This is a genomic window from Flavobacterium saliperosum (assembly GCF_900100625.1).
GTDB lineage: Bacteria > Bacteroidota > Bacteroidia > Flavobacteriales > Flavobacteriaceae > Flavobacterium > Flavobacterium saliperosum.
The window spans coordinates 112,834-138,648 of record NZ_FMTY01000001.1 but is presented as its reverse complement, the minus strand read 5'-3'; the positions used below and the strand labels follow the sequence as shown (position 1 = coordinate 138,648).

Annotated in this window: 24 protein-coding genes and 1 tRNA gene; 16 read left to right on the top strand and 9 right to left on the bottom strand. The window is 31.7% G+C overall.

What is annotated here, in order from left to right; all coding sequences use genetic code 11:
* The first annotated feature begins 11 nt into the window (after positions 1-11).
* The 4 genes from BLQ05_RS00700 (at position 12) to BLQ05_RS00685 (ending at position 4,298) form a co-directional block, all read left to right on the top strand.
* The gene (locus tag BLQ05_RS00700) at positions 12-308 is read left to right on the top strand and encodes a hypothetical protein (RefSeq protein ID WP_023575225.1); all 297 of its coding nucleotides are present in this window, start codon (positions 12-14) and stop codon (positions 306-308) included.
* Positions 309-467: 159 nt separating this feature from the next.
* Positions 468-1,823 carry a DNA phosphorothioation system sulfurtransferase DndC gene (gene dndC / locus BLQ05_RS00695; RefSeq protein WP_023575224.1) on the top strand — a complete coding sequence of 452 codons (1,356 nt, stop codon included), beginning with the start codon at positions 468-470 and terminating at the stop codon, positions 1,821-1,823.
* Positions 1,820-3,919 (top strand): DNA sulfur modification protein DndD, encoded by a 2,100-nt coding sequence (dndD, locus tag BLQ05_RS00690; RefSeq protein WP_051365704.1) that lies wholly within the window; start codon positions 1,820-1,822, stop codon positions 3,917-3,919. The genes dndC and dndD overlap by 4 nt, the downstream gene beginning before the upstream one ends.
* Positions 3,903-4,298 (top strand): DndE family protein, encoded by a 396-nt coding sequence (locus BLQ05_RS00685; RefSeq protein WP_035653799.1) that lies wholly within the window; start codon positions 3,903-3,905, stop codon positions 4,296-4,298. Before dndD ends, BLQ05_RS00685 begins: the two co-directional genes overlap by 17 nt.
* Here BLQ05_RS00685 and BLQ05_RS00680 read toward each other — a convergent pair.
* The 7 genes from BLQ05_RS00680 to BLQ05_RS00650 are packed head-to-tail and all read right to left on the bottom strand — an operon-like array spanning position 4,270 to position 15,764.
* Positions 4,270-5,352 carry an HNH endonuclease domain-containing protein gene (locus BLQ05_RS00680; RefSeq protein ID WP_035653798.1) on the bottom strand — a complete coding sequence of 361 codons (1,083 nt, stop codon included), beginning with the start codon at positions 5,350-5,352 and terminating at the stop codon, positions 4,270-4,272. The two genes, BLQ05_RS00685 and BLQ05_RS00680, sit on opposite strands and share 29 nt — an antisense overlap.
* Entirely contained in the window at positions 5,345-6,556 is a 1,212-nt protein-coding gene (locus tag BLQ05_RS00675) for a DGQHR domain-containing protein (protein ID WP_023575222.1), read from the bottom strand. Before BLQ05_RS00675 ends, BLQ05_RS00680 begins: the two co-directional genes overlap by 8 nt.
* Complete coding sequence (locus BLQ05_RS00670; RefSeq protein ID WP_035653796.1) at positions 6,553-7,158, bottom strand: hypothetical protein; 606 nt, start codon at positions 7,156-7,158, stop codon at positions 6,553-6,555. The genes BLQ05_RS00675 and BLQ05_RS00670 overlap by 4 nt, the downstream gene beginning before the upstream one ends.
* Before the next feature lie 16 nt (positions 7,159-7,174).
* The gene (dptH, locus tag BLQ05_RS00665; protein ID WP_051365703.1) at positions 7,175-12,355 is read right to left on the bottom strand and encodes a DNA phosphorothioation-dependent restriction protein DptH; all 5,181 of its coding nucleotides are present in this window, start codon (positions 12,353-12,355) and stop codon (positions 7,175-7,177) included.
* Positions 12,327-13,799 carry a DNA phosphorothioation-dependent restriction protein DptG gene (dptG, locus tag BLQ05_RS00660; protein WP_035653795.1) on the bottom strand — a complete coding sequence of 491 codons (1,473 nt, stop codon included), beginning with the start codon at positions 13,797-13,799 and terminating at the stop codon, positions 12,327-12,329. Before dptG ends, dptH begins: the two co-directional genes overlap by 29 nt.
* A complete protein-coding gene (gene dptF / locus BLQ05_RS00655) occupies positions 13,796-15,538 on the bottom strand; it encodes a DNA phosphorothioation-dependent restriction protein DptF (RefSeq protein ID WP_023575220.1) in 1,743 nt (580 codons plus the stop codon). Before dptF ends, dptG begins: the two co-directional genes overlap by 4 nt.
* Before the next feature lie 13 nt (positions 15,539-15,551).
* Positions 15,552-15,764 carry a helix-turn-helix domain-containing protein gene (locus tag BLQ05_RS00650; protein ID WP_035653793.1) on the bottom strand — a complete coding sequence of 71 codons (213 nt, stop codon included), beginning with the start codon at positions 15,762-15,764 and terminating at the stop codon, positions 15,552-15,554.
* Between the two features lie 206 nt (positions 15,765-15,970).
* Between BLQ05_RS00650 and BLQ05_RS00645 the strand changes: the two genes are divergently transcribed.
* The 10 genes from BLQ05_RS00645 (at position 15,971) to BLQ05_RS00600 (ending at position 23,430) form a co-directional block, all read left to right on the top strand.
* A complete protein-coding gene (locus BLQ05_RS00645) occupies positions 15,971-16,867 on the top strand; it encodes a helix-turn-helix transcriptional regulator (RefSeq protein WP_035653792.1) in 897 nt (298 codons plus the stop codon).
* Positions 16,868-17,344, top strand: a complete 477-nt coding sequence (locus BLQ05_RS00640; RefSeq protein ID WP_035653789.1) for a 3'-5' exonuclease — start codon at positions 16,868-16,870, stop codon at positions 17,342-17,344. It abuts the gene before it with no gap.
* A gap of 17 nt (positions 17,345-17,361) precedes the next feature.
* Positions 17,362-18,600: a PDDEXK-like family protein gene (locus BLQ05_RS00635; RefSeq protein WP_023575217.1), complete on the top strand. Its 1,239-nt coding sequence runs from the start codon at positions 17,362-17,364 to the stop codon at positions 18,598-18,600.
* A 137-nt stretch (positions 18,601-18,737) separates the two neighbouring features.
* A complete protein-coding gene (locus BLQ05_RS00630) occupies positions 18,738-19,694 on the top strand; it encodes an FtsZ/tubulin family protein (RefSeq protein ID WP_023575216.1) in 957 nt (318 codons plus the stop codon).
* Positions 19,695-19,834: 140 nt separating this feature from the next.
* Positions 19,835-20,599: a hypothetical protein gene (locus BLQ05_RS00625; RefSeq protein ID WP_023575215.1), complete on the top strand. Its 765-nt coding sequence runs from the start codon at positions 19,835-19,837 to the stop codon at positions 20,597-20,599.
* 144 nt (positions 20,600-20,743) lie between these two features.
* Positions 20,744-20,968 (top strand): beta propeller repeat protein, encoded by a 225-nt coding sequence (locus BLQ05_RS00620; RefSeq protein WP_023575214.1) that lies wholly within the window; start codon positions 20,744-20,746, stop codon positions 20,966-20,968.
* Positions 20,953-22,092 (top strand): hypothetical protein, encoded by a 1,140-nt coding sequence (locus tag BLQ05_RS00615; protein ID WP_143000887.1) that lies wholly within the window; start codon positions 20,953-20,955, stop codon positions 22,090-22,092. The genes BLQ05_RS00620 and BLQ05_RS00615 overlap by 16 nt, the downstream gene beginning before the upstream one ends.
* Before the next feature lie 58 nt (positions 22,093-22,150).
* The gene (locus BLQ05_RS00610; RefSeq protein ID WP_023575212.1) at positions 22,151-22,447 is read left to right on the top strand and encodes a hypothetical protein; all 297 of its coding nucleotides are present in this window, start codon (positions 22,151-22,153) and stop codon (positions 22,445-22,447) included.
* Positions 22,448-22,559: 112 nt separating this feature from the next.
* Entirely contained in the window at positions 22,560-22,847 is a 288-nt protein-coding gene (locus BLQ05_RS00605) for a hypothetical protein (protein WP_023575211.1), read from the top strand.
* A gap of 13 nt (positions 22,848-22,860) precedes the next feature.
* Positions 22,861-23,430: a hypothetical protein gene (locus tag BLQ05_RS00600; protein ID WP_023575210.1), complete on the top strand. Its 570-nt coding sequence runs from the start codon at positions 22,861-22,863 to the stop codon at positions 23,428-23,430.
* Between the two features lie 296 nt (positions 23,431-23,726).
* Here the strand turns inward: BLQ05_RS00600 and BLQ05_RS00595 are convergent.
* Positions 23,727-23,800, bottom strand: a tRNA-Met gene (locus BLQ05_RS00595).
* A gap of 152 nt (positions 23,801-23,952) precedes the next feature.
* On the opposite strand from BLQ05_RS00595, the gene BLQ05_RS00590 reads away from it, so the two are divergent.
* Positions 23,953-24,345 (top strand): START-like domain-containing protein, encoded by a 393-nt coding sequence (locus BLQ05_RS00590; protein ID WP_035654001.1) that lies wholly within the window; start codon positions 23,953-23,955, stop codon positions 24,343-24,345.
* 50 nt (positions 24,346-24,395) lie between these two features.
* Complete coding sequence (locus BLQ05_RS00585; RefSeq protein ID WP_023575208.1) at positions 24,396-25,235, top strand: aminotransferase class IV; 840 nt, start codon at positions 24,396-24,398, stop codon at positions 25,233-25,235.
* On the opposite strand, the gene BLQ05_RS00580 is transcribed toward BLQ05_RS00585, so the two are convergent.
* Entirely contained in the window at positions 25,232-25,792 is a 561-nt protein-coding gene (locus BLQ05_RS00580) for a YqgE/AlgH family protein (protein ID WP_023570932.1), read from the bottom strand. The genes BLQ05_RS00585 and BLQ05_RS00580 overlap by 4 nt on opposite strands.
* Positions 25,793-25,815 lie beyond the last annotated feature (23 nt).

Here is a 25,815-nt window from a genome sequence, read left to right as displayed (position 1 = left end):
AAAAATAAATTATGAAGAGAATAAAAATTATAGAAAAGAATACAAATGAGTTTAAAAACATTATTAATGAAATTATTAAGCAGAAAGGTCATATGCCAAACTTGAATGCAAGATGCAGAGGAAGAGAATTGACAAACGGAATTGCTTGGAATTTTGATTGTAATAAAGAGATAAAAGGTTCATTGGGTAAAAATGACGGAACAATTTGTAGATATTTGAATCAGAATGAAAAAGATGTTAAAAATATTATGTATTCAGACTATGTTGGGTTTAAACGTTCATGTCTAATTGATGATATTTTATCATAAAGAAATGTTTTGTTTTAAATTATATATATGTTGATAATAATTGGAAAACATCCCCTTAATATAAATAGTCAAATTGCAAAAACTAGTATATTAAGTTATAAATTTGCAACACGTGCAAAATTTTATTAGTTGCATAAATTTATTCGTACCAAAATGATAATGAAAAATAAAAAAGTTGAAGGAATAATAGCAGAGATTATTGACCAATATGCCTATGCTGATAAGTCAGATAGACCTTGGATAATAGGTTTCAGCGGTGGTAAAGACTCAACTGTTTTGTTGACGCTTGTTTGGATTGCGCTTCAAAGAATCAGACAAGATTTACCTTACCCTTTCCAATTAAAAAGAAAAGTTTATGTGGTTTGCAATGACACAATGGTAGAAAATCCCATTATCGCAAATTACGTTGAAGATGTCCTTGCAAAAATTAGCGAAGCAGCAAGAGATCAAGACTTACCAATATTTGTTCAAAAAACAACTCCAAAGCTCGAAGAAACTTTTTGGATCAACGTAATTGGAAAAGGATATCCAGTTCCAAACAGTGCTTTCAGATGGTGCACAGATAAACTAAAAATACGACCTACTTCTAATTTTTTGGTTGAACAAGTTGACCAAATGGGAGAAGCGATTGTTTTACTTGGAACAAGATATGATGAAAGTGCTACACGTGAAAGATCAATACGACGACACGAAGTGACAGGCAAAAGATTGTCCAAACATCAAACATCTATCAATACTTATACTTATGCACCAATCAAAGAAATGATTGTTGATGAAATTTGGTATATCATTAATACAGTGAAATCCCCTTGGGGGTTTGATAATTCTATTCTTTTCAAAATATATGCGGATGCTAGTGCAGATGATTATGAATGCCCTACAGTTGTTGTAAACAAGGAACATAATTCATGCGGACAAAGCCGTTTCGGTTGCTGGACCTGCACTGTTGTGAAAAATGACAAATCAATGTCATCATTAGTGAATAATGGTCAAAACTGGATGGAACCTTTATTGGCATTTAGAAACAGATTAGTTGAAGGCAGAAACATTTCTGAGAACAGAATGGATGTTAGAAGAAACAATCAAGTTGCTGTTCGAGAAGACGGAACAAATAATGGGACATATACTTCGGAATACAGATATCAAATTTTAAAAGATTTATTACAGGTCCAAAAGGAAGTTCAAAAAGAGAGACCACACATTACATTAATTAATAATCAAGAGTTGATTGCTATTCAAGTAACTTGGAATAGAGACGGGTATTTTGACCATACTGTAGGTGACTTATATAAGGAAATTTACAACAAAGAGATTAGTACCAACAACATCAAATCGCTTGATGACACAGAGCGTAGAATCTTGAGGGAGGTTTGTGAAGAAGAGCCAAGTTATTATCATTTAATTGATAATTTAATTGCTTTACAGGAAACCAAAACATTGATGATTACTAAATATGGTCTTCATAATGATGTTGAGAAAAGAATTGAAAATTTTGTAAATGAGAATGGACTATGAAAATAAATAAAATAAAGTTCCAGAACTTCAGAATTTACAAAGGAGAAAACGAAATACTTTTTGCTCCGAATGCATCTAAAAACATAAGTATCATAGCCGGTAAGAACGGTTTTGGTAAGACCACTTTTTTGACGTCTCTCATTTGGGTCTTCTACGGTAAAATGATGAGCGAGGTTGAGGATAAATATAAAAAAGACATCAAGAATGCCGGAGGGTACGAAAAGTTTATCAAAACACTTCTAAACAGAGAGGTAAAAACGGATTATGAAAACAATAGTAAAATTAACCCTGTTCTTTCTGTTGAAATTGAATTAAAAGACATACTTATTCCTTCTATCCCGTGTAAATCAGTTGTGATAAAAAGATCTTACGATTTAAAAACAGATGTGGAAGATTTAAAAATCACGATTGATGGTCTGGAAAATGAATTAACCAAAGAAGTTGGTTTTGAAGTCTTTATCAATGATTTTATTTTACCCCGTGAAATTGCCAAATTCTTCTTTTTTGATGCAGAAAAAATAGTTTCTCTTGCAGAAGCCAAATCAAAATCCGAATTAAAAAATCTTAGTAAAGCATACTCAGAAGTTTTAGGAATTAAGAAATACGAAGATTTAAAAAAGAATCTAGAAACATTACTAACGAAGCTTAGAAGAAGCGGTGCTTCTCCATTGCAACAAACTAAATTATTCGAGCTTGCAGATACTGAAACTGAACTAACGGAGTTAATTGATTTTAATATTGAAAAGCAAGCGAATATTGATCGTGAAATTACCAATCACAGAATAAATAGCGACAGTCTTCAGGAAAAATTGATTCGTGAGGGTAACGGCATCACTTTGGAAGAACTACAAAAAATGAAGTCTGAAAGAGATACCTTAAAGCAGGAATCCGTTGAAATAAAAAACAAGCTGAAAAAATTAATGGATATAGCCCCATTAGTGATTGCAGGAAAGAAATTAGCACAGTTAAATGGGCAATTAATTTTTGAACAAAATTCAAATACTAAATCAGTTGATAAGACCTTTTTGATTAACGAATTAAATTCGTTTTCAACTGCGTTATTGAAAAATCTTGAATCTTTAAGTTTAGATCCCGCTTCAAAATCAAAAGTAGCTGAAGCTTTAAGTAAAACATTATCAGAAAAAGAAATTAGTAAAGAGAAATCAAATTCCGGCACAATACTTTTGGACTTTACTCAAGAACAATTCCGAAACTTTGAGGCTGTTTTCAATAACATAAAAGGAGCTTTTTCAAGTCAGTTTAATGCAGTGGTTCAGGAAGAGAAAAACAATAGAATGTATCTTTCTAAAGTCTACCAACAAATTAAACAAGCAGAAGCTAGAAAAGATAATCCTTTAGCGCAAAAGCTACGTGAAGAGAAAATAGAATTGGAGAATAAAATCACCGTTTTAAACCTTGACAAAGGAAAATTGATTGAAGCAATAGATGTTCTAAATACCAGATTAACTTCAACAAGAAAAGTATTGTCTGAATACGAGAAGAATTTCAAATTGGTAGAAACGGACCAAAAGAAATACGAAGTAACCGAAAAGCTTTTAATAAAAATCAATACGATTATTCAAAAAATTAAAGAAGACAAAAAATACTCTCTTCAAAAATCCATTATGCTTGGTTTGAAAAAAATCATGCATAAAAATGACTTTATCCACAACATTCGTGTCAATGTGGTTGATGATGTGATGGATATTGATTTGTTGGATAAGAATGACCAAATCATTGATAAAGATTCATTGTCCAAAGGAGAGCAGCAATTATACGCTACTGCTTTATTAAAAGCCTTAGTGGACGAATCAGGAATTAAGTTCCCGGTGTTTATTGATAGCCCATTACAGAAATTCGACAAATACCATTCTAAAAATATCATTAAAGAATTTTATCCGGCAATTTCAGAGCAAGTGGTATTATTCCCATTGTTAGAAAAGGAATTGTCTGAATTGGAATATGATTATTTAAAACCAAACGTAAATAAGGTTTTTGTTATCGAGAACAACAATAACGGTTCAAGCTTTAAACCATTTGCAGTAGACCAATTATTTACACATTTAAAACAAGAGCAAGATGTTTACGCAAATTAAAACCAGTAAGGAAAATAAAGAGGTGGTTGCCTTGTTAACTCGTAAATTGGGCTTAGGAACTGAAAATGTGATTGCAAGAATTGCCTATACATACTCTCTTTCTCAAGATAAAAAACTAGATTTAAATGACATCAAAGATGCCGGAGGAAAAGAATATTCTAAATCGGTTCTTTTTGGAGAATACTATGATATCTATCTTGGTATGCTTTGTGTACACTATGGTCTATACAAAACCGATAAAGACATTGGCCGCTACATAAAAATGCATGTAGATGATGGTTTACAACTTTTAAATGAAGAAGTTAATAGTCTTTCGAATATAGATGGTTTTGATTTTTTGACTGAAAAGATTAATCTAGGATTAAGTATGACCATTTAGTGTAATATCCTAAATTAGTTGCAAGCTCTGTTTCTATTCTAATTTTGTTACTTAATAATTCAGTAAATTTTCGATTAGGAATATTTAAAAGTTCACTCTTGCTAATTGAAAATAAAGTAATATAATCTTCTAAATATTTTTGATTGTCATTAGAAATATGATGTACAAAATGAAATTGTAAATACGTAAAATCCTCAAGGTATTTACTATCTGCAATTTTATTTCCTTTTGAACTGTTCACTTCTTGCTCAATTGGGTGAAGATTCCACAATTTATCATGTGTTACTAAAGACCACGGCAAATAATGATCGATAGCTATTTTATTAAGATGTAATAAAGGTTTTTTTTCAAAAATAGATAGTTGTTCTTGTCCTTTAATCTCAATAAATTTTTTCCATAATTTGGTTGGCTCTGCCAATTTTCTTGTCTGAGGTTTAAACAGTTTTAATGAAATATTCGTTACATAAGGATTATTCTTCTCTACATACTTAAATAACTCATATAGAGTAAAGCTCTCGATAATTCTAATGTTTGAGTAAATCCAGTCCAACCATTTCGAATCTAAACAAATCTGATTTGTTTCTAAATTTATCTTATAAGGTAAATATTTGTTAGGGCTGTTTTGTAACGAAATAATCAAACTATTTACCTTGTCATCATCAATGCCGATACTTTCATCAAACCAAGGTCTAATAAAGCGATAAGGAACATACTTTGTTAATTTATTAATTATTCCTTTTAAAACCTTGTGATTTTTATTTTCATGAAGAAAAAGAAATAATTCCTCTTCTTTCATATCTTCCTTAAGTTCTGAGAATTGACTTTTAAGTTTTTTTATATAAGTAGCTAATTGGTCCTGTTTACCTAAGGATAATTTATAATAATTTACAGGATACCAGGCCAAAACCATCATTTGTAAAGCAATTTCCTCTAAATTAAACTTCTGATTTCCTTTCTTTTTGACTAATTGTAAAATAGCATACCACCAATAATATTTATAACTATTGGTGGTACTTTGAAAAACTTTGATTATTTCTTTTTCCAAATCAACCATTCAAATTTTCAACTTTTTCGTTATAAAATTCTTTAAATTGAAAATATAATTCGTTCACTCCTTTACTACTAATGGTAATGTTTGAATCAATTGAAATATTATTCAAAATTGAAATAAAGAATTCTTTAGATAATTTTTTCTCATTTAATCCTAAAGGAATCAAATCATTTAATACTTTAAATAATGCTACAAAACCAATTGTTTTTTTAAAAATTGAATCTTTTTTATTCCATTCATCTGGAAGACATTCTTTTACAGCATTAAAGAAGTTAAATAAAATTTTAATTATTGTGATTTCATCATTGTCAATATAGAATTCTCGTAAAACTGGAAGTTTACTTGAAAACTTTGTTTCCATTGATAATTTTTCTCCTCGAGACAAAACCCTCATGTCTTCATCTACTTGTTTAGCATTTCCACATAATATTTTTAAAATATTTTGATTAGCAGTGCTTTGGGTAATATAACCTTCATAATATTTATTAGATTTTCCTAATCTTTTAAACCAGTTTTTCAGAGGGGATTCTTCACTATTATTTAATGCAACTACAATATTGTGGGCTGTTTTATAAGGTGATGGTCTTTCATTTATACCAAATAATTCATATACAAGAGATGGTGTAACCCTCGTTTGTTTACCATTAATAGTAGAAAATATTTCTGCTTGTTGTTCAACCGATTGATCTATGAAAATTGTAATAGGCAAATCAAAATCAATCTTGCAATCGTCTTCAAATCCTGACATTCTATGTTGTCCATCAATAATTTGAGCTATTGATTCTTCATATGGAAATACTAGCAATACCATTTTAGAAAAATTATCAATTTTTTTATTTTTCAGATCAATCGGATAATTTATATCTTCTATGCTACTGGTTACATTTAAACTAATATCTACATCATAAATATCTACTTTTTCGTGAGGAAAATTCAAGATTATTGAAGATGGAAATGTTGAATATTCATATTCATTAACATATTTCTTTATTTCTTTAACCCTTTCAGGTGAAAGTGCTCTTTGAATTCCTCTATAAATTTCTTCCCCAGTTTCACTAAAACCTACTAATACCCTTGGATTTGAGAATGAAATATCTTTTAATACTTTAGAGTCCATTGATGAGGAATATAAATCGCCAACAGGTTGTGTCATCTTATTGCACAACAGATATATATATTTTTTATCTTTTATTACTTCAATTTTCATAACTCAATATTTTTTTTATTACTACTTCTTTTCTTTGCCGCTTTTTTTGCCATTTTCTCCGCCATAATACTTTCTTTATATGGTTGAATTTTGGAATAATCAAACTTGTCTGAAAAGTTCAAGTAGATTACTAATAAAAAAGCAATTGCGATGAAGATAAACGAAATACCATTAACACAATAAATAAAACCCCAAGTTCTAGAGAAATTAAGCTGAGCCATTTCAAATATTTTATAAGAAATGAAATAGTAAATGAAACAAAGTGCAAAAAGTAAAATCTTATTAGTTTGTTTATTTTTAAATTCTGATTCTTTCATTTCTCTATAGGATTCAGAAAAATTATATGAAACAAAAGAAACTAATACACCAAAACAAAAAATTATCATACTTCCATCTCCATAAAACTGAACCTGCTCTTCGTTCGTTAATTTTCTTACATGAAAAAGTATCACAAGAAGGATGGGAAATAGACCTAATAAAAAATTAACTACTCCTACTTTTATCAACTCTTTGGTTTCTTTTTTAAATAAGTAATGATAGAAATAATATAAATAGGAAATATTTTCCCCTATCGAAATTGGTATATTTTCTTTATTTTCCATAAATCTTTTTTTTCAATTAATTATTCAACAACTCCCAAAACGCTTTATCCTTAATCAAAATAGGTTCAGAACCGGCTAGGTTCACGATGCTTTGGTGTTTTTCCAAACCTTTAATGGTTCGAATTAGGTTTTCATTTTGTTGCTTGGTTTCTAATGAGAATAACGAATCAACTTCCTTAGTTTTAATTTCATTAACACGGTGAATTACCCAAGTTAATATATAATTAGAGTATTCATTCTCACTAGTAGCAAAATGGTTCAAAAACTGGGTGGAAAGTATGGTCCCAACGCCAAATTCACGTCCCTCTTTTAAAATCTTTCTAATCGAAGTAAAGTTTTTACTTAAGAAATTATCAGCCTCATCTACCAAAATCATTTTCTTAATTTCTCGCATTTGACCTTTAATTCTACTATGTCCATGGCGTTGCATTTGGGTATAAAAAGCATCTAGGGTAATCGCTACAATTAAGTTTTGTATTGATTCGTCATAACCTGATAAATTAATTACCACAACGCCCTCAACCAGCGAATACAACGATTGGGTTTTACTCGAATCCGGCTCAAAAATCTCAAATTCAGAAAGGTTGGAAATAGCCGCATACAAACTGTCTTGCGAGTTTTTTTCAGAGCTCAAATAAATGTCACAAACATCTCCCAAAGTTGGTGGAGTGCGGAACCAAGAATCCCGATTCGCTTTTTGAATTCCTCTATCTTCATAAGCTTCTACTATAACATCACGCAAGCGTTGTTTTTGCACGTTACCTAAGTTAAAGGCATTGGATATGGTTTCTTTCAAATCATTAGCGGTATGCAAAGGCAACATCGGTTTTGATTGTTCAGTAGCATCCAACGATAATGGGTTATAGGGCAAATGATAAGGCTCTAAAACTTTCGCATTGGTTTTCTTAACAAAATCTTCTTTGATATAATCGCCTTTGTAATCAAAGATTAATATACCTAACTGCTCTTCACCGATATTTTTATCAGAATTAGAAATTAATTGGCTAATCAACGATTTGGTAAACTGTGTTTTTCCAGTTCCCATTGTTCCAATAATTCCAGTATTGGTATGCATAACCTTGTTAGTGTTATTCGGTTCCCAAATTACAGGTCTTGAACTATTCAAATCCGTTCCAAAAATAATTTCAATTCCTTCTCCTGTATTTTGTTGAGTAGCCTTTTTTTGCACTTGGTCATCAACTACAGCAGGAATAATCTCTTCTGGAGTAGTTTCCAAGGCTATAGGATTTAATTCAGAAATAGGTGTTTCTTTAGTTGTAAATAAATCAACAGTTTCAACTTCAGAAATGGAATGAATCAACAATTTGCTTTTTTCAATAGTGGTTTGAGTATGATGAAATAACTGGATTAAATCATCAACCGATTGTACCAAGAAATTATAACCGTCCTCTTCACGTAAATCTACTCGCATAAAGTTATCGGCGATATTGATTTTTCGTTGAAACACATCATTACCAAAATAAACCAATCCAAAAGCACCAATAGCAGGTTGTAAACGATTGCTAATAGTAAAATTAGAGTTCAATAAATCTTTACGATAATCATTTAAAATGGTATCCCAATTTTGGCTGTCCCAAATATGAAAAAGTTTCATCTTTTCAGCATTGGTCAAAGCTAATTTGGCAAAGAAATTTTTATAAAAGCTACTTAAAAATCCTGATTTGTTGAGGTGTTCTTGTAATAAAGCTGCAGTACGTTTTCCTTGCTCAACACCTTTCTTCACAATACCTAAACCACCAATTTTCAACTCTACCGGATAGAAATGCATTAATAGTTCTCCCTCATATCGTTCAAATCCAATGAAAAGTAAATCATCACTAAAGGAGCCTATAGCACCAAGATTTTTGGTAGAAAACAAACCTTCTCCCATATCTAATCCCGCGTTACCCGAAACACGCAATATTTCTTCTAGAGATATCGGTATCCAAATAATATTGGGTTGATATAAAAAGGTCAAGGCTGTTTTAATTCCAGACAACAAACTCAATTTTTCTTTCGGGAAATGGCTATGTTGCCTAATAAGTTTTAACAACCATTCCCCATTAATTGCATTGAAGAAATTGATAATGGCCAAAGTATCTGTAGACGAATTAAACTGTACATTGTGATTTTCCAAAAACTCTTTAACCACAAACTCATATTGACTAGTTTTTTGGCTAACGGTTATGGCATCATAACCATTCGAATTGTGGTATTGATCACTATAATGAATTATAACTAAGTCTTTATTTTCTTTAAAAAAGTCTAAATCTACTTTCGGGTCAATATAAGTTACCCATTGTGAATCACGATACAATTGTTCCAACTGTTTTTTGATATCATAGTCAATAGTCGTACAAATAGCTTTGTTACGTTCAAAAGGGTCATTATTCAAAGACACACGAACAAATGCATTGTACAAACTCGAAAGGTGGATTAATGAGTTAGGGTTTTCAGCTAAATCTTTTACGCCAAATCCTGTTCTGTAATTCTCGGTCCCTGGAGAAGAAGACACATCGGCCATCAACCCATTAAAAGATATACCTGTTTTTACTAAACTCATATCATCATAAGAAATCCCAGTTTTGGTAACATCAAATTGATAGAATGTGATATGGGCATATTCATACGGTTCTAATTTAGTAGGCAGCTTTTTACTATAAAATTTTACATTTTCTAAAAAAGCATACAACAAATCATCTTCTCCAAAATTCTTAGTTTTTAATTCAAGTCCTAAATGCTTTTTAATGTCTTCAACATTTTCGTAAAAGGTGAGTTCTTCAAATTTAGTAACGATCTTATCTGAACCATAAATATGGATTTCAATCGGTAATAAATCGCTCAGCCTTTTAGTAAGATGAGAATTCAAATATTTGCGATAATAGTTAAAAATACCTTCTACTACTTCTTTGCAATCTCCAAGATTAATCACATTAATTTTCAACGGAGATTGCTTTAAATCATCGAATAGGAATTCAAAATTGGTCGTGAAGTCCTTTATTTTATCACTTACCAAATCAGAGACGAAACTTTTAGGTACGGCCTGTTTAGAATTAAGATAAACAGTATAATACAACCATTCAGGAGAATGACTGGATTCTATAGGGATATAAATTTCATTGGGTTTACCTTCAATATAAGGCACTAAATTATACGGACTTAGTCGTTTTAAAATGGCATTGTAAACGGTTTCATCTTTTAAATCGTTCTGCAGTTGCAATTGATAAGCAACATTAAGTGGATGCAATGGACTAAATTTAATCTTTTCTTCGCCACCTTGTTCTTTTACTACTCCAAGCCAAAAAAGATTTTTTTGTTCCTGTGATAAAGGTTTGTTTTCTTCCATTTCGTCCAACTGTTGGATAAAACAGTTCACATATTCAGTGGCGAGGTCCTTCACCTCGTCATTCAAATAAGCTAAGCTAGGTAACAAATTTTTGGTTTGATAATACAAACGTAAGTTATCAAAGGCTTCTTTAATAGATGAATTAAGTACTAAATCATTTGCAGAGATTTTATTTTCATTACCTAAAATCCAAGAATAAGCTTTGGAATGAATAAGTTGTTCTTCATGTGTTAAATTGGTTCTAAATTCACCACTAACAGTCTTTTCGTTGTTTTTAAACAACAATTTGATAACTGCCCCTTCTTTGATAAATTTAAAATCAAGTCTATTTTCTCTTTTTTCTTTCCAAACCTCAATACCTGTAATCGGTTTCAATGCCTCAAAATCGGATTTGATGGCAATAGGTATAGTAATCCCAAATAAATCAACCTTAAAGTGAATTAAATCTTCTTGCGCTAAACCATAATCATAATTTAATAACAATTGCTGGTCCTCTTGAACACTAAAAGTAGCATCCAATTTCAATATATCATGAATAGGAATACTCCCATTCGGATTGAAATCGTAGGTAACTTGTTCTTTTAATAATAAATAAGAACCGTTTTTCTGCACATTCAACTGGAAGGTGCCTTCAAAAGCACTGAGCGTACTCGATTCAAAAGGAAGTTGTAATATTCTTATAACATATCGCTTATCAGTTTCAGGATCGCGATATTCTATTAAACTAAATAAGTTGTCGGCATCAAAACTTGCAAACTCTAGTACAATCGAATGTCCACTATTAGTAACACTAATATTTTTGGAACCTACTTTTACAGCAAGCCCTTCCTTTTTGATAAATTGATCAAATCGAACATTTACTTTAAAAGGGAGCTCTATGGAAGGGTTAAATACAATTAAATTGATATTTCTTTTTTTTGCTACACTTTCACCATCTTCACGTTTCCAAATAGTTTGAAAGAGATTATTGTATTCTATGTCTTGAAATACCGGAGGTGCTTTCTCTTTTTCTTTGTCCATCCAGGTAACAATCTGGGCAAAGTCAACTACGTGCCAATCTTCATTGATAAGTTGTTTTATGGCGGTATCTGGTAAATCTTGCTCTAAATCAGTAGCAGGGCTTCCATGTGAAAAAATGTTCTCATATTTTTCATAAAGCTTAAAATTGTCTTCTAAATCTTTATTCAAAGAACTATTTTTACTGGCTAATTCCGCTTGTGGAAAAAGTCCTAAATAGCGATAATCTTTAGTTTGAATTTCACCCTTTTCAAGTGAATTGATAACCTGTTCATAATCAAAAATTGTATTGTTGTCTTCAACGACACTTTTAGTTTTGCGATCTAAAACAGCTTTTAAAATAATCTTCTCGTGTTTTTGTAAAGAGGTATTACGGTCGATATCCTGTTCGATTTGACTTTTAAATCGTGAAAAATGCAAAGGCATACCTTCTTTACTCAAACTACCACTTCCTCCCAATAAACTATCCAGTTTACCGCTAAATAAAATGAGTATGGCAGTACCTTCAAATACATCTTTTTGATCAGCAACTTTGTTTCGTAACATAGTAAAGTAGTCTTCCGAAGCATAAGCACTCGAAGCGATAATCACTTTAGTATCTTCAATCATTAAACAAAAAGTAGCATAAGCTTCACCACCATCAGGGTGCGTATAAGAAAAAGGTATTGTTGGCACACTCCCTTGCTGCTGCATTGCAGTATAAAGTTGCTCAATGGTTTTAGGGTCTTCTAAATAAAGGTTATAACGATCTCCATGTTGAATTTTTTGCGCCTGAAAATAATTCAGAATTAAATTCGTAACATAGTTATATAGTTGACTTGACGTACTGTGCATCTCCGCTATCACTTTTTTTCTCGATTAAATTAATTTTTTCAAACAACTTGGTTATTTCTAATTTGGTAGTCTCATCAAAGGCAATACCGCGTTCCTTAAATTTATCCCATAATACTTTGAGTCGTATTTTATCCTCAGTTCCAATACACAATCGGGTCAAGAAAAGTAAAAGCTCTTGTGACAAAACCATCGTATTGCCTAAACGACCTCTGTTTTTAGTGTAATTCGTTTTTCCAAATTGTACGTACCATTTCGCATAATCACTGTAAGGTTTCGATCGAGAAGAATTTTCAAACTGGTATTTAATTTTAAACCAAAGAGAATAAATATCCTTTTCAATGACATTTGAAAAAGATTTATTTACCATATCCAATGCTAAAAGGCGTTCACAATCTTCCCAATTTTTCCCGGTGTCAAAAACTGTGATACTGTCAGTATAAAAAGTGGTGAGTTCTTTTAATTTTTCTTGAAGTAATTCAAGTTCATTAGAAGCCAAATCATTACATTTCACTGTTATAGCATGATAGTCCCCAATGTTTTTGTCATCAATTGTAATGTAGTTTAATAATTCTAGAGTATTTACGTGAGCAAAAGCTGTTTCTGAAACGCGATTTAAATGTTTCCATCCAATATAATGATTCGATAACCGGTTTTCAGATAAAGTTTCCCAGTCCATAGTGTAATGAACGGCTTTTACCGTTCCAGCTCCAGAACCAAAATCACTCAAATGAAGTAGGAATTGATTTAAGTAATGAAAATAATAGTATTTAAAAAACTCTTCGGAATACTTGAGTAAAAAAGCCGGGTTGTTAAGCAGAAATGAAAAGTCCTCTTGAAAAGTTGCTTTTAATTCTGGAACCACATTATAGTAACCACTGACTTTAGTTTTTGTTTTGTTTTCAGGTAACTCGGGCAAGCTTTCAAGTAGCAATTGATGAAGTATATTTTCATCTGTTTCAAACTCTGTATTCAAGTTTTCGGTATAATCCTCCAATTCAAATAGGTCAATGATAAATTTTGGTAGTTCTTTAATCGCATTATGGTTATTGATAAAATTCATATACAATAAGGTTTTACTGTTGAATTTTATCAGCCCTTGATCCTCATTAAAAAAAAGAGTGCTAAGCAAATTCTTTAATTCTTCCGGTTTTTCGGTTGAAACTCTTGATAAAGCGTTTTTTAAAATGGTCGCTTTAAACTCCGTTTTAAAAGAATTATCACTGTTTAGAAATTCTACTTGTCCTTTTGAATGCAATAGGCGATAAAGCTCACCCACGATACCTTGAAATGATTTAAAATCATCGCCAAACGAATCACCACTGGGATTAGTTTTAAATGGCAACAACTTTATTTGATTTCCAGTAACATGACTAAAAGTCTTATTTTTAAAATAGCGTTTCTCTAGGCTATTATCTCCAGTTTTATGTAATATTATAGTTCTCATAGTACTTGAAAAGTATAGCCTCCAAAAGGATTTTTTGAAAATTGATAATCTACCGCTTTACCTATATTAATTTCATCTATATATAGTGAAGCTTTGTGGTTATTTTGATTGGTAAGTGTCGTGATAGCATTGACAAAATATATAAAATTGTTATTGTCTTTTTTATTAGGACGATAACCTTTCGAAACCATTTTTAAGGTTTTAAATAAACTATAATCTACATGTATTTTAAGACTTTCTTTTTCCTGGCTTATCTTGTATGCCAAGCTAAACTCTTGCGTGAATTTGTGCAAAATATCATCACTATTTTTAGGATTCAATTTTAAGTCCGGTATAGGGTCAAAGTCTTTAAATACTCTGTATTTCGTCTGTTTTTTACCAACGTTGATTATCACTTTTCCGTTAGATTTTGCATCTCCATTCCAATTTCTAGCTGCAACCTCGACAAGGCCATATATCTTTTGAATATAGGCAGGGTTGTTGTTATTGTAATGATACAGCCACACTAAGTATTCTTCATAATCTACTTCCTTTAAGCTATCTTGGTCATAATAATTACTGAAGTAATTCAATCGAATAAAAAAACGAGAAAGGGTACTTTTTACAATTAGTGTATTAGCTAATCTTGATTGAATAGTATCGATATAGTTGGCCGCGATATGATCTGCAAAAAGTGGGACCGGATTAGAAGCATTAATCAAGGAGAGTAAAACTTCATCGGTCTCAGCATTCCTAGTCAAACAAGGGTCTAGACGTTCTATCTTTTCAAATAAACTTGACAGTTCGGGGTGTTCGAATATATAATTAGGTAATAAGTTAGATAAGTACTCCGCACTGCTAAAATTTTCAATACGTTTGAAATAGTCATTATCATTTAGACTGGCTAAATCAATAGGTACAATTAAATCATATATAAAATTCAATAATGTTCGCAGAGATACTATTTCTTTGCTCTTTATGATGGCTTTAATGATTAGTTGGGCAATAATTTTTCTATTGTTATCATTAAAAAGAAATTCATAATTATACAGTATAGGACAATACAGCCCTTCATCTAAACTTTCTTTATAGGAAACATAGGCTTTGTAAAGTGTATTGGCATCATTATTCGCAACAATCCTTTCAAATAGTGTAGTAATAATTTCCGAAATAGCACCTTCCGCAGTTAAAGAATACAAATGGTAATCGGTAAAATTCACATGATGAAAAGGGCTAGCTTCAATGAAATCATCATTGTGTACAACATCAGTGTCCAATATTTTATTAAAAGCAATATACTCCTTTAATTGAGTGTACTCGGTTCCAAATTCTTCAATAAACTTGCTTAGAGTCCCAAGATTAATAGCTAGTATTATTTTATCGTGTGAAGTCTTTAGGTTTTCATCTTTAAAACCTTGCAATAATTTGTATAAGGTTTGGTTAGAAGATTCATGTGGATTATGAGATTCAGTAGCGTCATTATGTATCGTAAATTGACTTATTTCACTTTTAAGTTCATCATGGAGATGAGATAATATATGTGATTTCCCATCACCAACATTTCCACAGACAAGTAGTAGTTGTGCAGTAGTTTTTTGACTTGCTTTGGTAATAATCTTTTTTAACTTTTTCTCAACCTCTCGTTCAATATGCAAGTATTTTTTAAATCCATTTAAATTGGAATAAGTACCTTGTGCAACTGCGTATTTAGATGATTCTCTTAATTTTTGTAACTCCTCTAGAAATAGATTAATTGTCATTAGAATATTATAATTAGAGTTGATTTAATAGTTCGGAGATAGTAATATTGAATGCTCTTGCAATTTTTTCAACAACTACTAAGGATACATTTCTTCTTCCTGCCTCAATGCCAGGGATATAAGTTCTGTCTAAATCAGAAATCTCGGCTAACTTTTCTTGTGAATACCCCTTGGTTAATCTCAATTCCCTAACGCGTTGGCCAAACTTAATTTTAATATCTTCCATCTTGCCAAAGTCGTATTTAGTAGACAATTGTACAATAGACAACTGTCTACTTTAGTAAGTAAAGTAAATCAAAAGAGAGTAATGCTTATATTTAAATCACAGACAATCATGTCTCATACTACTAGAAAGTTAATACTTAATTTCTTTCTTGTCTGCCGTGTTTTGTCGGGGTAAAATAATACTTTAGCTAAATCAAATAGAATTTTATGGCAAAAGTAGGCTTCATAAAACGATACTTATACATTGTTGATAGATTGAAATCAGTACCTAGTGACTTTCAGGAGTTACATAAATACGTGATGAACAGGTTGGAAAACGATGATATGGAAAATAATTTCGAATTTTCTGTACGTACCTTCGATCGGGACAAAAAAGATATTTTCGATTTGTTTGGCATCTTAATCCAATACAACCGTAAAGACAAAGTGTACTTTATTGAGGATGAAATTGAAGATCCGTCGGTTTCGAGAATGGTGGAAGCCTTTTCTATTCATCAGGCACTCAAAGAAGGGAATAAAATTACCCCAAGTATATATCTGGAAAGTCGTAAAGTCTCCGGAACCAATTTGATAAACGGAATTTTATATGCCATCCAGAATAATTTTCAGATGATTTTTACCCATATCAAATTTTGGGAAGATGAAAAAACACTTAGAACAGTCAAACCGATAGCGATTAAAGAATCGCAACACCGTTGGTATCTGATAGCACAGGATAACAAAGACGGAAACATCAAAAATTTTGGTTTCGACAGAATTTCGGATTTAAGAATATCCGATATAAAATTCAAATCAATTCCTTTTGATATGGAAAAAGAGTACCAACATGCTTTTGGAGTGGAAACCTATGCTCCGGCTCAAAAAGTGGTATTGGAATTTTCGTGGCAGCAAGGGAACTACATCAAGTCGTTTCCTTTGCATTCTTCACAAAAAACAATAAAGGATAATGATGAAAAAATAGTGGTCGAGTTATTTATTCATCCTACCAATGATCTTATAATGGAACTAATGCGATTTGGTTCTGAAGTGAAAGTAATTGAGCCAGAAGTACTCCGAAATAATATAAGAGACAGAGTAATGGATATGATAAAACTATATAAGTAAATGGATTCCTTCACAGCAATAGATTTCGAAACCGCTCAAGGTTATCGTTGGAGTATCTGCCAAGTGGGTCTAGTTAGAATTGAGAACGGTATCATAACCAAGGAACTTGATATTTTAGTGCAACCGCCCGATAATTATTATTGGTCAAATTTCACAATGATACATGGTATTTCTGCCAGAGACACAGTTAATGCACCTACTTTTAACAAGATTTGGCACATGATAGCTCCTTTTATAGAAGACCAAAATGTAATTGCGCACAACGGCTTCGGTTTCGATTTTCCGGTTTTGAATAAAACACTGGAGTATTATGGAATGGCTACACCGGATTACAATAAGTTTTGCACTTATAAAATTTACAAATCCAATCTGGCTAACTTGTGCAACGAATATAATATACCTTTAAACCATCATGACGCATTGAGTGATGCAAGAGCTTGTGCAGAGTTGTATTTGCGGAGTTTAAATGAAATTTAAAAATAATAATAAAATTTATGGATAAAATTAATAACCTATTGCAACAGGTTACAATCATACAAAAGAAATATGATGAAATAGCGAAAATTACCGGAGAGAATTTTAATATTTTTTCTGTTATGAGAGCAGAAAGTGATGAAGTTAGAACACATTCAAGAATAATTGCAGAGTTTTTAAACCCAAAAGGGAAACACGCTCAAGGAAGTGTTTTTTTGAAATTATTTTTTGATAAAATTGACTCTTTGGTGGCCATAAAAGAATCTTTTGATTTTGAAAATACGCAGGTTATAGTTGAAGAACATATAGGAACCATTGACAAAGAATATTCTGAAGGAGGGTTTATTGATATTGTAATTAAAGACTCAAAATATCAAATTGTGATTGAAAATAAAATCTACGCTGGTGATCAAAAAGGTCAACTTTTAAGATATAAAAACAGCTATCCTGATTGTGTACTTATTTATCTTACTTTGGATGGTAAAGAGCCTTCTTCTGATAGCTATAAACTTGGTAATGATAAAGATTTAAACTTGGAAGAAATATTTTTAATGTCTTATAAAAACGATATTAAAAACTGGATTGAAAACAGTCTTGAGAAAACACATTCTCTACCAATAATTAGAGAAACATTAGCGCAATATTTACATCTAATAAAAAAATTAACTAACCAATCAACAAATAAAAAAATGAGTAGCGAAATACAGGATCTAATTCTAGCAAATTTTTCAGCAGCAGAACAAATCGTAAAAGATTTTGATAATGTAAAATACAAAATTTGTGGAGGTATAAGAGCTGACATTATTAATAAACTAAAAGAAAAATTAAAAGACAAATATGATGTTTCTGATCAAGGAAGTAATGTTGGCGATAAGAATTCTAAAATTTGGATTGAACTACAAAAATATAAAGGCAATTCTGTTTTGTTTGGAATAGAGCCTTTTAGCGGGAATGGAAACAACAGTAAAGAATTATTTTACGGAATAATTGATTTGCATGCTATAAATAAAGGTGTTTTTGAAAAGTATTCTGAATTTCAGAAATCGGGTTGGTGGAGAGAAATCAAATATTTTCAAGATTTTGAGAATTTTAAAATTGATTTCAGTGATTCTAATTTCATTAGTTTCTTAGGAAAAAATAAAGATAAAAAAGATGAGTTAGTATCGGTTTTAGCGCAACAGATTATTAGTTATATTGAATTCAGAGAAAATGATTTAATCAAAATTCACGAAGAAATAAGAATAATAAAAAATAACTAACCTCATTTTTTACTTATTATTAAATCCTTTGCTAAGATTCAAACCTTTGCAAAGGATTTTTGTTTTTCTCAAGTTTAAAACCGCCGTATTTTGGCACTGTCTCCATTTAGATTTGTACTGAAAATAATCAATCAAAAATGAGTACAAACGAAATTAAAATTATAGGAGTTGGTAAAACCGGGCACCAAATAGTAGAAAAAATCTCAGTCGAGGCAATCAAAAATACTGATTGCATTGTTTGCGATATTAATGCAAAGGATTTGGCAAATAGTTCGGTTCAGAATAAAATACTACTTGGAACCGGAAAAATTAAACATTTATCGATTGAGAACCAGGTTGAAATAGGTATGGATTCCGTTCTGAATTCAGAAGTGGAATTAGCTACAAATTTAGCAATATATGGTTTTGATCAATTCGACGCGCTATTTGGAGAGCAATCAAAAATGACAATCCTTATTTCCCGTTTAGGAGGTACAACTGAGGCAGGAGCTACTCCGGTAATTGCACAAATTGCTTATAAGAGAGGGGTGTTTGTTGGGGCAATTGTTTATACTCCTTTTGATTTTGAAAGCGAAAACACAAAGAACATAGCTAACAAAGCATTAAGAAAATTGCGAGAAGATTGTGATTTAGTATTGGTTATTAAACATTCTAAAATCGGCAAGCTTTACGGTAATCTCAGTTTTAAAAATAGCGAAAGCAAAGCAAATGAAATTGTAATCCGATTGGTAAAAGCCATAATGCCAATGGGTTTTATAAATGATAATCGGTTGGATTTAAAATTGTTTTTCAAAAACAACATTGATGATAATCCTTTTTTCATAGGTATTGGAGATGGGGAGGGGACTGATAGAGCAAAAAAGGCAATTGAAGCGGCTTTGAAGAATACGTTGTCTGAAAGGGAAAGATTTGAAGGCGTCAACAATATTCTTCTGCAAATAAATTCTGGAAGTACAGAAATGACTGTTGAAGAAAAACGAGAAATAGATAATGTTATCTTTAATACTCTGAAAAACAGGAGTGCTATTACAATGTCTGTATCGGAAGACTGTTCACTTGGTAATGCACTTTCGATAATGGTAATTGCTTATTGATTTTGTAAATATTAGAGACCTTTACTGTTTGTAATTACTAACATAAGGATACTTCCTAAGAAATTTGGATAAATTGTGCCAGTAGTTTTTTTCTAATGAAAAATATTAGTATACTTTAACCCTAAAATAAATAAGTAAAAATGTTAACTGAAATAAAAAAATCAATATTAAATATTTACGAAGAAATTCTTTTCAAGGACAATTTTGTAGATAGAAATACAGGAATTGTTGCTACAGATAAAACGAGGAAACTTGCCACCTATCCTTATGTTGGTTCAAAATATGGTAAAGCAAAAAGAATTTTGATTGTGGGTTATGATATTGGAAAAGATGAAACTCCTAATGAGATTCAAACATTAGAAAATAGATCCGACATTGAAACGAACAATTTAAGAGGCGTGAACCCGCATATTGGAGGGACATATTTTACGGGACTTTATTTTTTAAAAGATGACTTAAATCTAAATGAGTTTTGGGAAGACACAAAATCAACAAAATATGGGAAAACATTCAATTCTATATTGAGAAAAGTTCCCATTCACCCAAGTGAAAATCCATTGTCTTATATTGCAATGACTAATTTTTTCAAATATGTTACAATTGGAAGAGGTGAAAGAAATCCCGAAACGAATGAAATTATATCAAGAAGAGGTGATTTTGACAGGATTTTTATTGATAAAGAACGTGAAATAAATCTTTTTTTAACTGAAATTGAAGTATTAAATCCTGAAATTATTTTCTTTCAAAGTAAAGGATTTCAGGATTTAGATTATAAAATTAAAGAGCATCTTCTAAAAAAAGGAATTAAATTGTTTTATGCATATCATCCATCAGATTATAGTCGGGCAGGTGGTAATATTCCAGAAAATTATTTTTCAAAAAGTACGTTTGAAATCGTAAAATAAATTTCCATTTTTTGAAGCATTTTTGTATAAAAAAAACGACACTTTTTGAGTGTCGTTTTTTTTATACAAAAAATTCACAACGACATACTTCGTCTGTGTCCCAAGATAAATTTGTCCTGTAACAATAAAACAACAACAATAATTATGGGACAAATGGTCGCACATCAAGGAGAATTATTACGAATTAATCCTTCGAAAAATTGTATTGAGTATTCTAAAAATGATGGCAGATCCTGGCATTCAAGATCGTCAAAATCTACCATTTTTGAATTTCAGGATTTAATGGAAAACGGAAGTGAACTTTTGGCTACTACTTCTCGCGGAGTGTATTATTCGAAAAACAAAGGAGCTTCTTGGCACAAACGTTAAGTACTATGGAAGTTGCTTATTGTTTTGTGGAAGTATTTAATAAAAGCTCTCAGCAATGGGAGCTTCTTTTTGATGAAAGAAATCTGAATTATGATTTTTCAATTTTCATATCCGGTTATAATGAAATTACAAAGCAACAAAGTTATTATTATAGTTATCCTGAATTGCCTGAAAAAACAGATGTTTTTTTTAATTCTGATATTGATTCTCATGCGCTACTTCATTGTTTCAGAAAAATAGAAAATCAATCCAGAGCTTTTAATAAAAAGAAAGGACTGCCTCAAAATGTATCATCTGATTTGCAATCAAAATACAATTTCCTGTTTAATGAAATTGGAATCTGTTGCGAAGCGTCTTGTATAATTTTACATGAGTTAACACATTTTGATTATGACCAACTATTCAATATTTACTCGTTGCCGAAATATAGGTTTAAGGAGCTTAAAACCTTTTGCTATGAGGATTTGAAAGCAGGAAGTGAAAAATTTATTTCGTATCGGGATTATTTAGGAAAAGCCTATTTTGAAGAATTGGAGTATTTGCAATCTTTTGAGGATTCTTGTAGCGTTCGAATTATCTATTTTGTTGAGGATCGTACTGAGTTGTGGGAAAGTCTTGAAGCAGTTGCGCCTTATTTCAAAGGACAAATTAATATTGTGAAAAGGCTTTATAATATCAGCGATAAAAGCTATTGGGATATAGAAAGTATGAACTATAATCTACTGTCTTATTTTATCAAAAAAGTAAGTAGAAATGAAACTGAAAATGATCGGATTGAATATTTAGCCGCAAAGGCAAGGGATCTTGTGTTAGATAATTTAAAACCATTATTTACAGGAACAGTTGCCGACAATAGCAGAAATCATTTGATATCAAGATTTGAAATTGCAGAAAAGTTGTTTGTCCTCGGATGTAACAAAGGCAAAGCAGATATCAGTTATTTTAGAAATCTATGGGAAATGCAGTACGGTTGGGTATATAAATCTGCAAAAAGAGAAATGTTTTTACTACGAACTATCTACGAAAGGCAAGTTGTTGCTTTGGTAGATTTTGTTAATGGAATAACCGAGAACCCTGATGATGACACTTTAATTGATCAGCTTAAAAAGGATTTAGAAAATTGAATGTTCTGACGCGTTTTGGCAGAGTAGAAAGTTAAATTCGCTTATAAATAGTTTTGTTATGATTCATAATTTCCAAGAGTTAGTGATCCTTGTCGATCGCTGTGAGGCTCAAATCGCTGAAATAAAGAGCGAAATCAATTATTATGTATGGAAATCAGATTTCAAAAGGGTTGTTGATTTAGAGGCAAAAGAAATACTAATTCAAAAACGAATTCAGGATTATATTCAGGAATACAAAACCAAGGTGAAAAATGAACACTTGGAATTTAAGATTTATGGGAGTATGCTTGAAGAACTTGAAAAACTATATCCTAATAAAAAACAGGTTTATGAGAGAAATTATTTTTTGCGTTGAGATATTGTGACAACGACATGAGTTATTAAGAAAGGACCGGAACTTTTTTCTAGGGTTACAGAACTATGAGAAATGTGCATTTATTCGCGACTTAGAAAAACAGATTGAGGTAGTGGTTGAAAAATTACTGAAAGACTGTAAAACTCAGTTGAATGTATCTGAGGAAGGTAATAAGGAAGTTAAAGCCAACTATGAAGCTCTGATAAGCTATTTTGAACTTGATTACGAAAAACAGAAAATGCAATTGGAATTTCAATTAGAAGCACAAAAGAAAAGTCTGAATTCCATGATGGTAATTTTCAATTTTCAACAAGCAAATAAAATTCGTGAAACTATTAGACAGATTGAAAAAGAGCTTAAAATTGTAAACGAACAAATAAGAAAATCCGATTCACCATAAAACTACAGAAGCATTGCCAAAAATCAAAATCAACATATTTGGAGAAGGGGTCGAATTTAAACGTTTATACTTGCCGGATGACACTATTGCAGATTGGAGAGAAAGAGCGGAAAGAAAACAAAGCAGTTTAAGCGATAAGATTATAGATCCCTTCTTCTTTTATGATTTAAAACACCCACTATATTCATCCTTGGAAGTCATTCCTTCTCAAAGTATTTCCGGAATGCTGGATAACCCTAAAAATCAATTGGAAATTTGGTTCGACCGAAAAAAAGTGATGAAATGGCATGCTGCGGATTTGTTCAGTGACATGCTACTATTTCCGTTGTTTCAGATTCGTAAAGAAATTTTAGAAGAAGAGTTTCAATCAGGAATCATTATTCAACAACGAGAGCGAGGCCAATTGGCAACTTTAGAACTTAATGTTGAAGAGGGAAAATTGAATCTGGATGCTATGCAGTTTACGATTAAAAATGGACTTGGGAATAATTTCTTAACGGATATAAGCTACAAAAACAAGACATTAAAATTTTTAAAAAAGGAAACTTTGATTGTTGGGCAATCAGCAATTGAGCTGTTATGAATGAGTCTTTTTTTGATTTTTGAAATCTAGTTGTCTGTTAATTAGTAAATTGGATTTGATTTATAATGAAAAATCAATAAACTTCCTTATAAAGAGATATTTTTATAAATTTACAATTGTGCGTTCATAAAAGTTTCTGAGAAATCCATTCATGTTAATAAGGTTGAAAAATAGAGTATTGAATTTCAACACATTAAACAAGGCTAAAGTAAAAGAGTAAGAGTAGGGGTTCGTGAAAATTTCGTGAATAAAAAACCCTAAACTCTTTAAAATCAAGGGTTTAGGGCTTTAATTTGTAGCGAAGACGGGAGTTGAACCCGTGACCTCAGGGTTATGAATCCTGCGCTCTAACCGACTGAGCTACCTCGCCATTTGTATTCGGTTGTACATACTTGCTGAATGCGGGTGCAAATATAAGACTTAAATTATAGCTTCCAAATATATTTCAAAAAAATAATTTTTTCTTTTTTTCTTTTTTTATATCATTAAATGGTATATATTTCAGCAAATTTAATAACGAATATGGAAGGTAAAGTTAGATACGAATTAGAGTTCCCCATCATGTCATCGCCCCAATTATTATATCAATACATCTCAACACCTTCAGGCCTTTCGGAATGGTTCGCCGATAATGTGAATTCTCGTGGAGAATATTTTACATTCATCTGGGACGATTCGGAAGAAAAAGCACGACTTGCCTCCAAAAAAACGGGAGAAAAAGTAAAGTTTCGCTGGATTGACGAAGATAACCGCGACGGAGATTACTATTTCGAGCTTCGCATTCTTGAAGACGAAATTACCAAAGATGTCTCTTTAATGGTTGTCGATTTTGCCGAAGAGGATGATTTATCCGAAGCTAAAATGCTTTGGGAAAATCAGGTTTCCGATTTAAAACATGTTATCGGTTCCGTTTAGAAATCCATTTTTATAACCTATATTTGCCCCGATTAAATCGGGGTTTTTTTATGATTAATTATAACGGATCGTTAGTAGAAAATTCAGGAATTGCAATTCATCAAAACAGAGGTTTTCTTTACGGAGATGCTGTTTTCGAAACAATAAAAGTACTGGATAATAAAGTGTTGTTTCTTGAAGATCACTACTTTAGATTGATGGCTTCCATGCGCATTGTCCGTATGGAGATTCCCATGAACTTTACCATGGAATATTTCGAGGAGCAAATCCTGCTTTTGATGCATCAGCTGGAAAAAGCGTCTTCTTTCAGAGTCCGTTTTTCTGTTTTTCGCCAGTCGGGAGGCTTTTATTTGCCCAAAACCAATGCGGTCGAATTCATCATCACGGCGGAACCCCTTGAAAATCCTTTATATTCTTTGGATGCTTCGCCTTATGAAGTAGAATTATTTAAAGACTTTGTTGTGACTAAGCAACTCCTTTCCACCATCAAAAGCAATAACAAACTGGTTCAGATTACCGGAAGTGTTTTTGCGCATGAGAACGGCTATGATAATTGTCTTCTGATGAACGATGAAAAGAATGTGGTGGAAGCGTTACAAAGTAATTTATTCCTGCTTACAGGGAACCGTTTACTTACTCCTCCTGTTTCTGACGGGTGTCTCAATGGTGTGATGCGTAAACAAATTTTAGCCATTGCAAGAAAAACGGAAGGATTGGAAGTTTCAGAAGAGTCAATTTCTCCCTTCGATTTGCAAAAAGCAGACGAATTGTTCCTGACCAATGTGATTAAAGGAATTCAGCCCATTACGAAATACCGCAAGAAGGAATACAACTCGGAATTGGCTGCCGAATTGCTTAAAAAGTTAAATGCGCAACTACGCCTGGGTTAATTTAAAATAGGGTTTTCCGGAGCGTTGGACCAAATCAAATAGTCGCCTCCTTGTTCCATGATTTTTTCTTTCCAGAAATGCGTTGCTGATTTTCCGATGATTTTATTCTGATAACTGTTTTTAGAAACAATCCAGGAATTTTCCTCCAATTCGTCTTCCAGCTGATGGGATTCCCATCCGGTATAGCCTAAAAAGAAGCGAATGTTGTTTCTTTTGATTTTCCCCTGATTAATCAGGTTTTTGGTGTACTCAAAATCGCCTCCCCAGTAAATCCCGCTTGAAATCTCAATACTGTCCGGAATCAGCTCCGGAATGTTATGGATAAAGTATAAATTGTCCTGTTCTACCGGACCCCCGTTGTAGATTTTGAAATTGGCGTTAATCTCCGGAATCAGATCATGAATAGTGTAACGGAGTGGCTTATTTAAAATAAAACCCACTGATCCTTCGTTATTATGATCGGCTAACAAAACTACAGATCTGTTAAAAGAAAGATCTCCAATAATTGAAGGTTCTGCTACAAGCAAATTTCCTTTTTTTGGTTTAACTGATATCATCTTGTATGGGTTTTAAATTATAT

Excerpts from the sequence above, each read along its gene's own strand:
- BLQ05_RS00700 (WP_023575225.1), top strand. The coding sequence starts at position 12 with ATGAAGAGAATAAAAATTATAGAAAAGAATACAAATGAGTTTAAAAAC.
- dndC (WP_023575224.1), top strand. The coding sequence starts at position 468 with ATGAAAAATAAAAAAGTTGAAGGAATAATAGCAGAGATTATTGACCAA.
- dndD (WP_051365704.1), top strand. The coding sequence starts at position 1,820 with ATGAAAATAAATAAAATAAAGTTCCAGAACTTCAGAATTTACAAAGGA.
- BLQ05_RS00685 (WP_035653799.1), top strand. The coding sequence starts at position 3,903 with ATGTTTACGCAAATTAAAACCAGTAAGGAAAATAAAGAGGTGGTTGCC.
- BLQ05_RS00680 (WP_035653798.1), bottom strand. The coding sequence starts at position 5,352 with ATGGTTGATTTGGAAAAAGAAATAATCAAAGTTTTTCAAAGTACCACC.
- BLQ05_RS00675 (WP_023575222.1), bottom strand. The coding sequence starts at position 6,556 with ATGAAAATTGAAGTAATAAAAGATAAAAAATATATATATCTGTTGTGC.
- BLQ05_RS00670 (WP_035653796.1), bottom strand. The coding sequence starts at position 7,158 with ATGGAAAATAAAGAAAATATACCAATTTCGATAGGGGAAAATATTTCC.
- dptH (WP_051365703.1), bottom strand. The coding sequence starts at position 12,355 with ATGCACAGTACGTCAAGTCAACTATATAACTATGTTACGAATTTAATT.
- dptG (WP_035653795.1), bottom strand. The coding sequence starts at position 13,799 with ATGAGAACTATAATATTACATAAAACTGGAGATAATAGCCTAGAGAAA.
- dptF (WP_023575220.1), bottom strand. The coding sequence starts at position 15,538 with ATGACAATTAATCTATTTCTAGAGGAGTTACAAAAATTAAGAGAATCA.
- BLQ05_RS00650 (WP_035653793.1), bottom strand. The coding sequence starts at position 15,764 with ATGGAAGATATTAAAATTAAGTTTGGCCAACGCGTTAGGGAATTGAGA.
- BLQ05_RS00645 (WP_035653792.1), top strand. The coding sequence starts at position 15,971 with ATGGCAAAAGTAGGCTTCATAAAACGATACTTATACATTGTTGATAGA.
- BLQ05_RS00640 (WP_035653789.1), top strand. The coding sequence starts at position 16,868 with ATGGATTCCTTCACAGCAATAGATTTCGAAACCGCTCAAGGTTATCGT.
- BLQ05_RS00635 (WP_023575217.1), top strand. The coding sequence starts at position 17,362 with ATGGATAAAATTAATAACCTATTGCAACAGGTTACAATCATACAAAAG.
- BLQ05_RS00630 (WP_023575216.1), top strand. The coding sequence starts at position 18,738 with ATGAGTACAAACGAAATTAAAATTATAGGAGTTGGTAAAACCGGGCAC.
- BLQ05_RS00625 (WP_023575215.1), top strand. The coding sequence starts at position 19,835 with ATGTTAACTGAAATAAAAAAATCAATATTAAATATTTACGAAGAAATT.
- BLQ05_RS00620 (WP_023575214.1), top strand. The coding sequence starts at position 20,744 with ATGGGACAAATGGTCGCACATCAAGGAGAATTATTACGAATTAATCCT.
- BLQ05_RS00610 (WP_023575212.1), top strand. The coding sequence starts at position 22,151 with ATGATTCATAATTTCCAAGAGTTAGTGATCCTTGTCGATCGCTGTGAG.
- BLQ05_RS00590 (WP_035654001.1), top strand. The coding sequence starts at position 23,953 with ATGGAAGGTAAAGTTAGATACGAATTAGAGTTCCCCATCATGTCATCG.
- BLQ05_RS00585 (WP_023575208.1), top strand. The coding sequence starts at position 24,396 with ATGATTAATTATAACGGATCGTTAGTAGAAAATTCAGGAATTGCAATT.
- BLQ05_RS00580 (WP_023570932.1), bottom strand. The coding sequence starts at position 25,792 with ATGATATCAGTTAAACCAAAAAAAGGAAATTTGCTTGTAGCAGAACCT.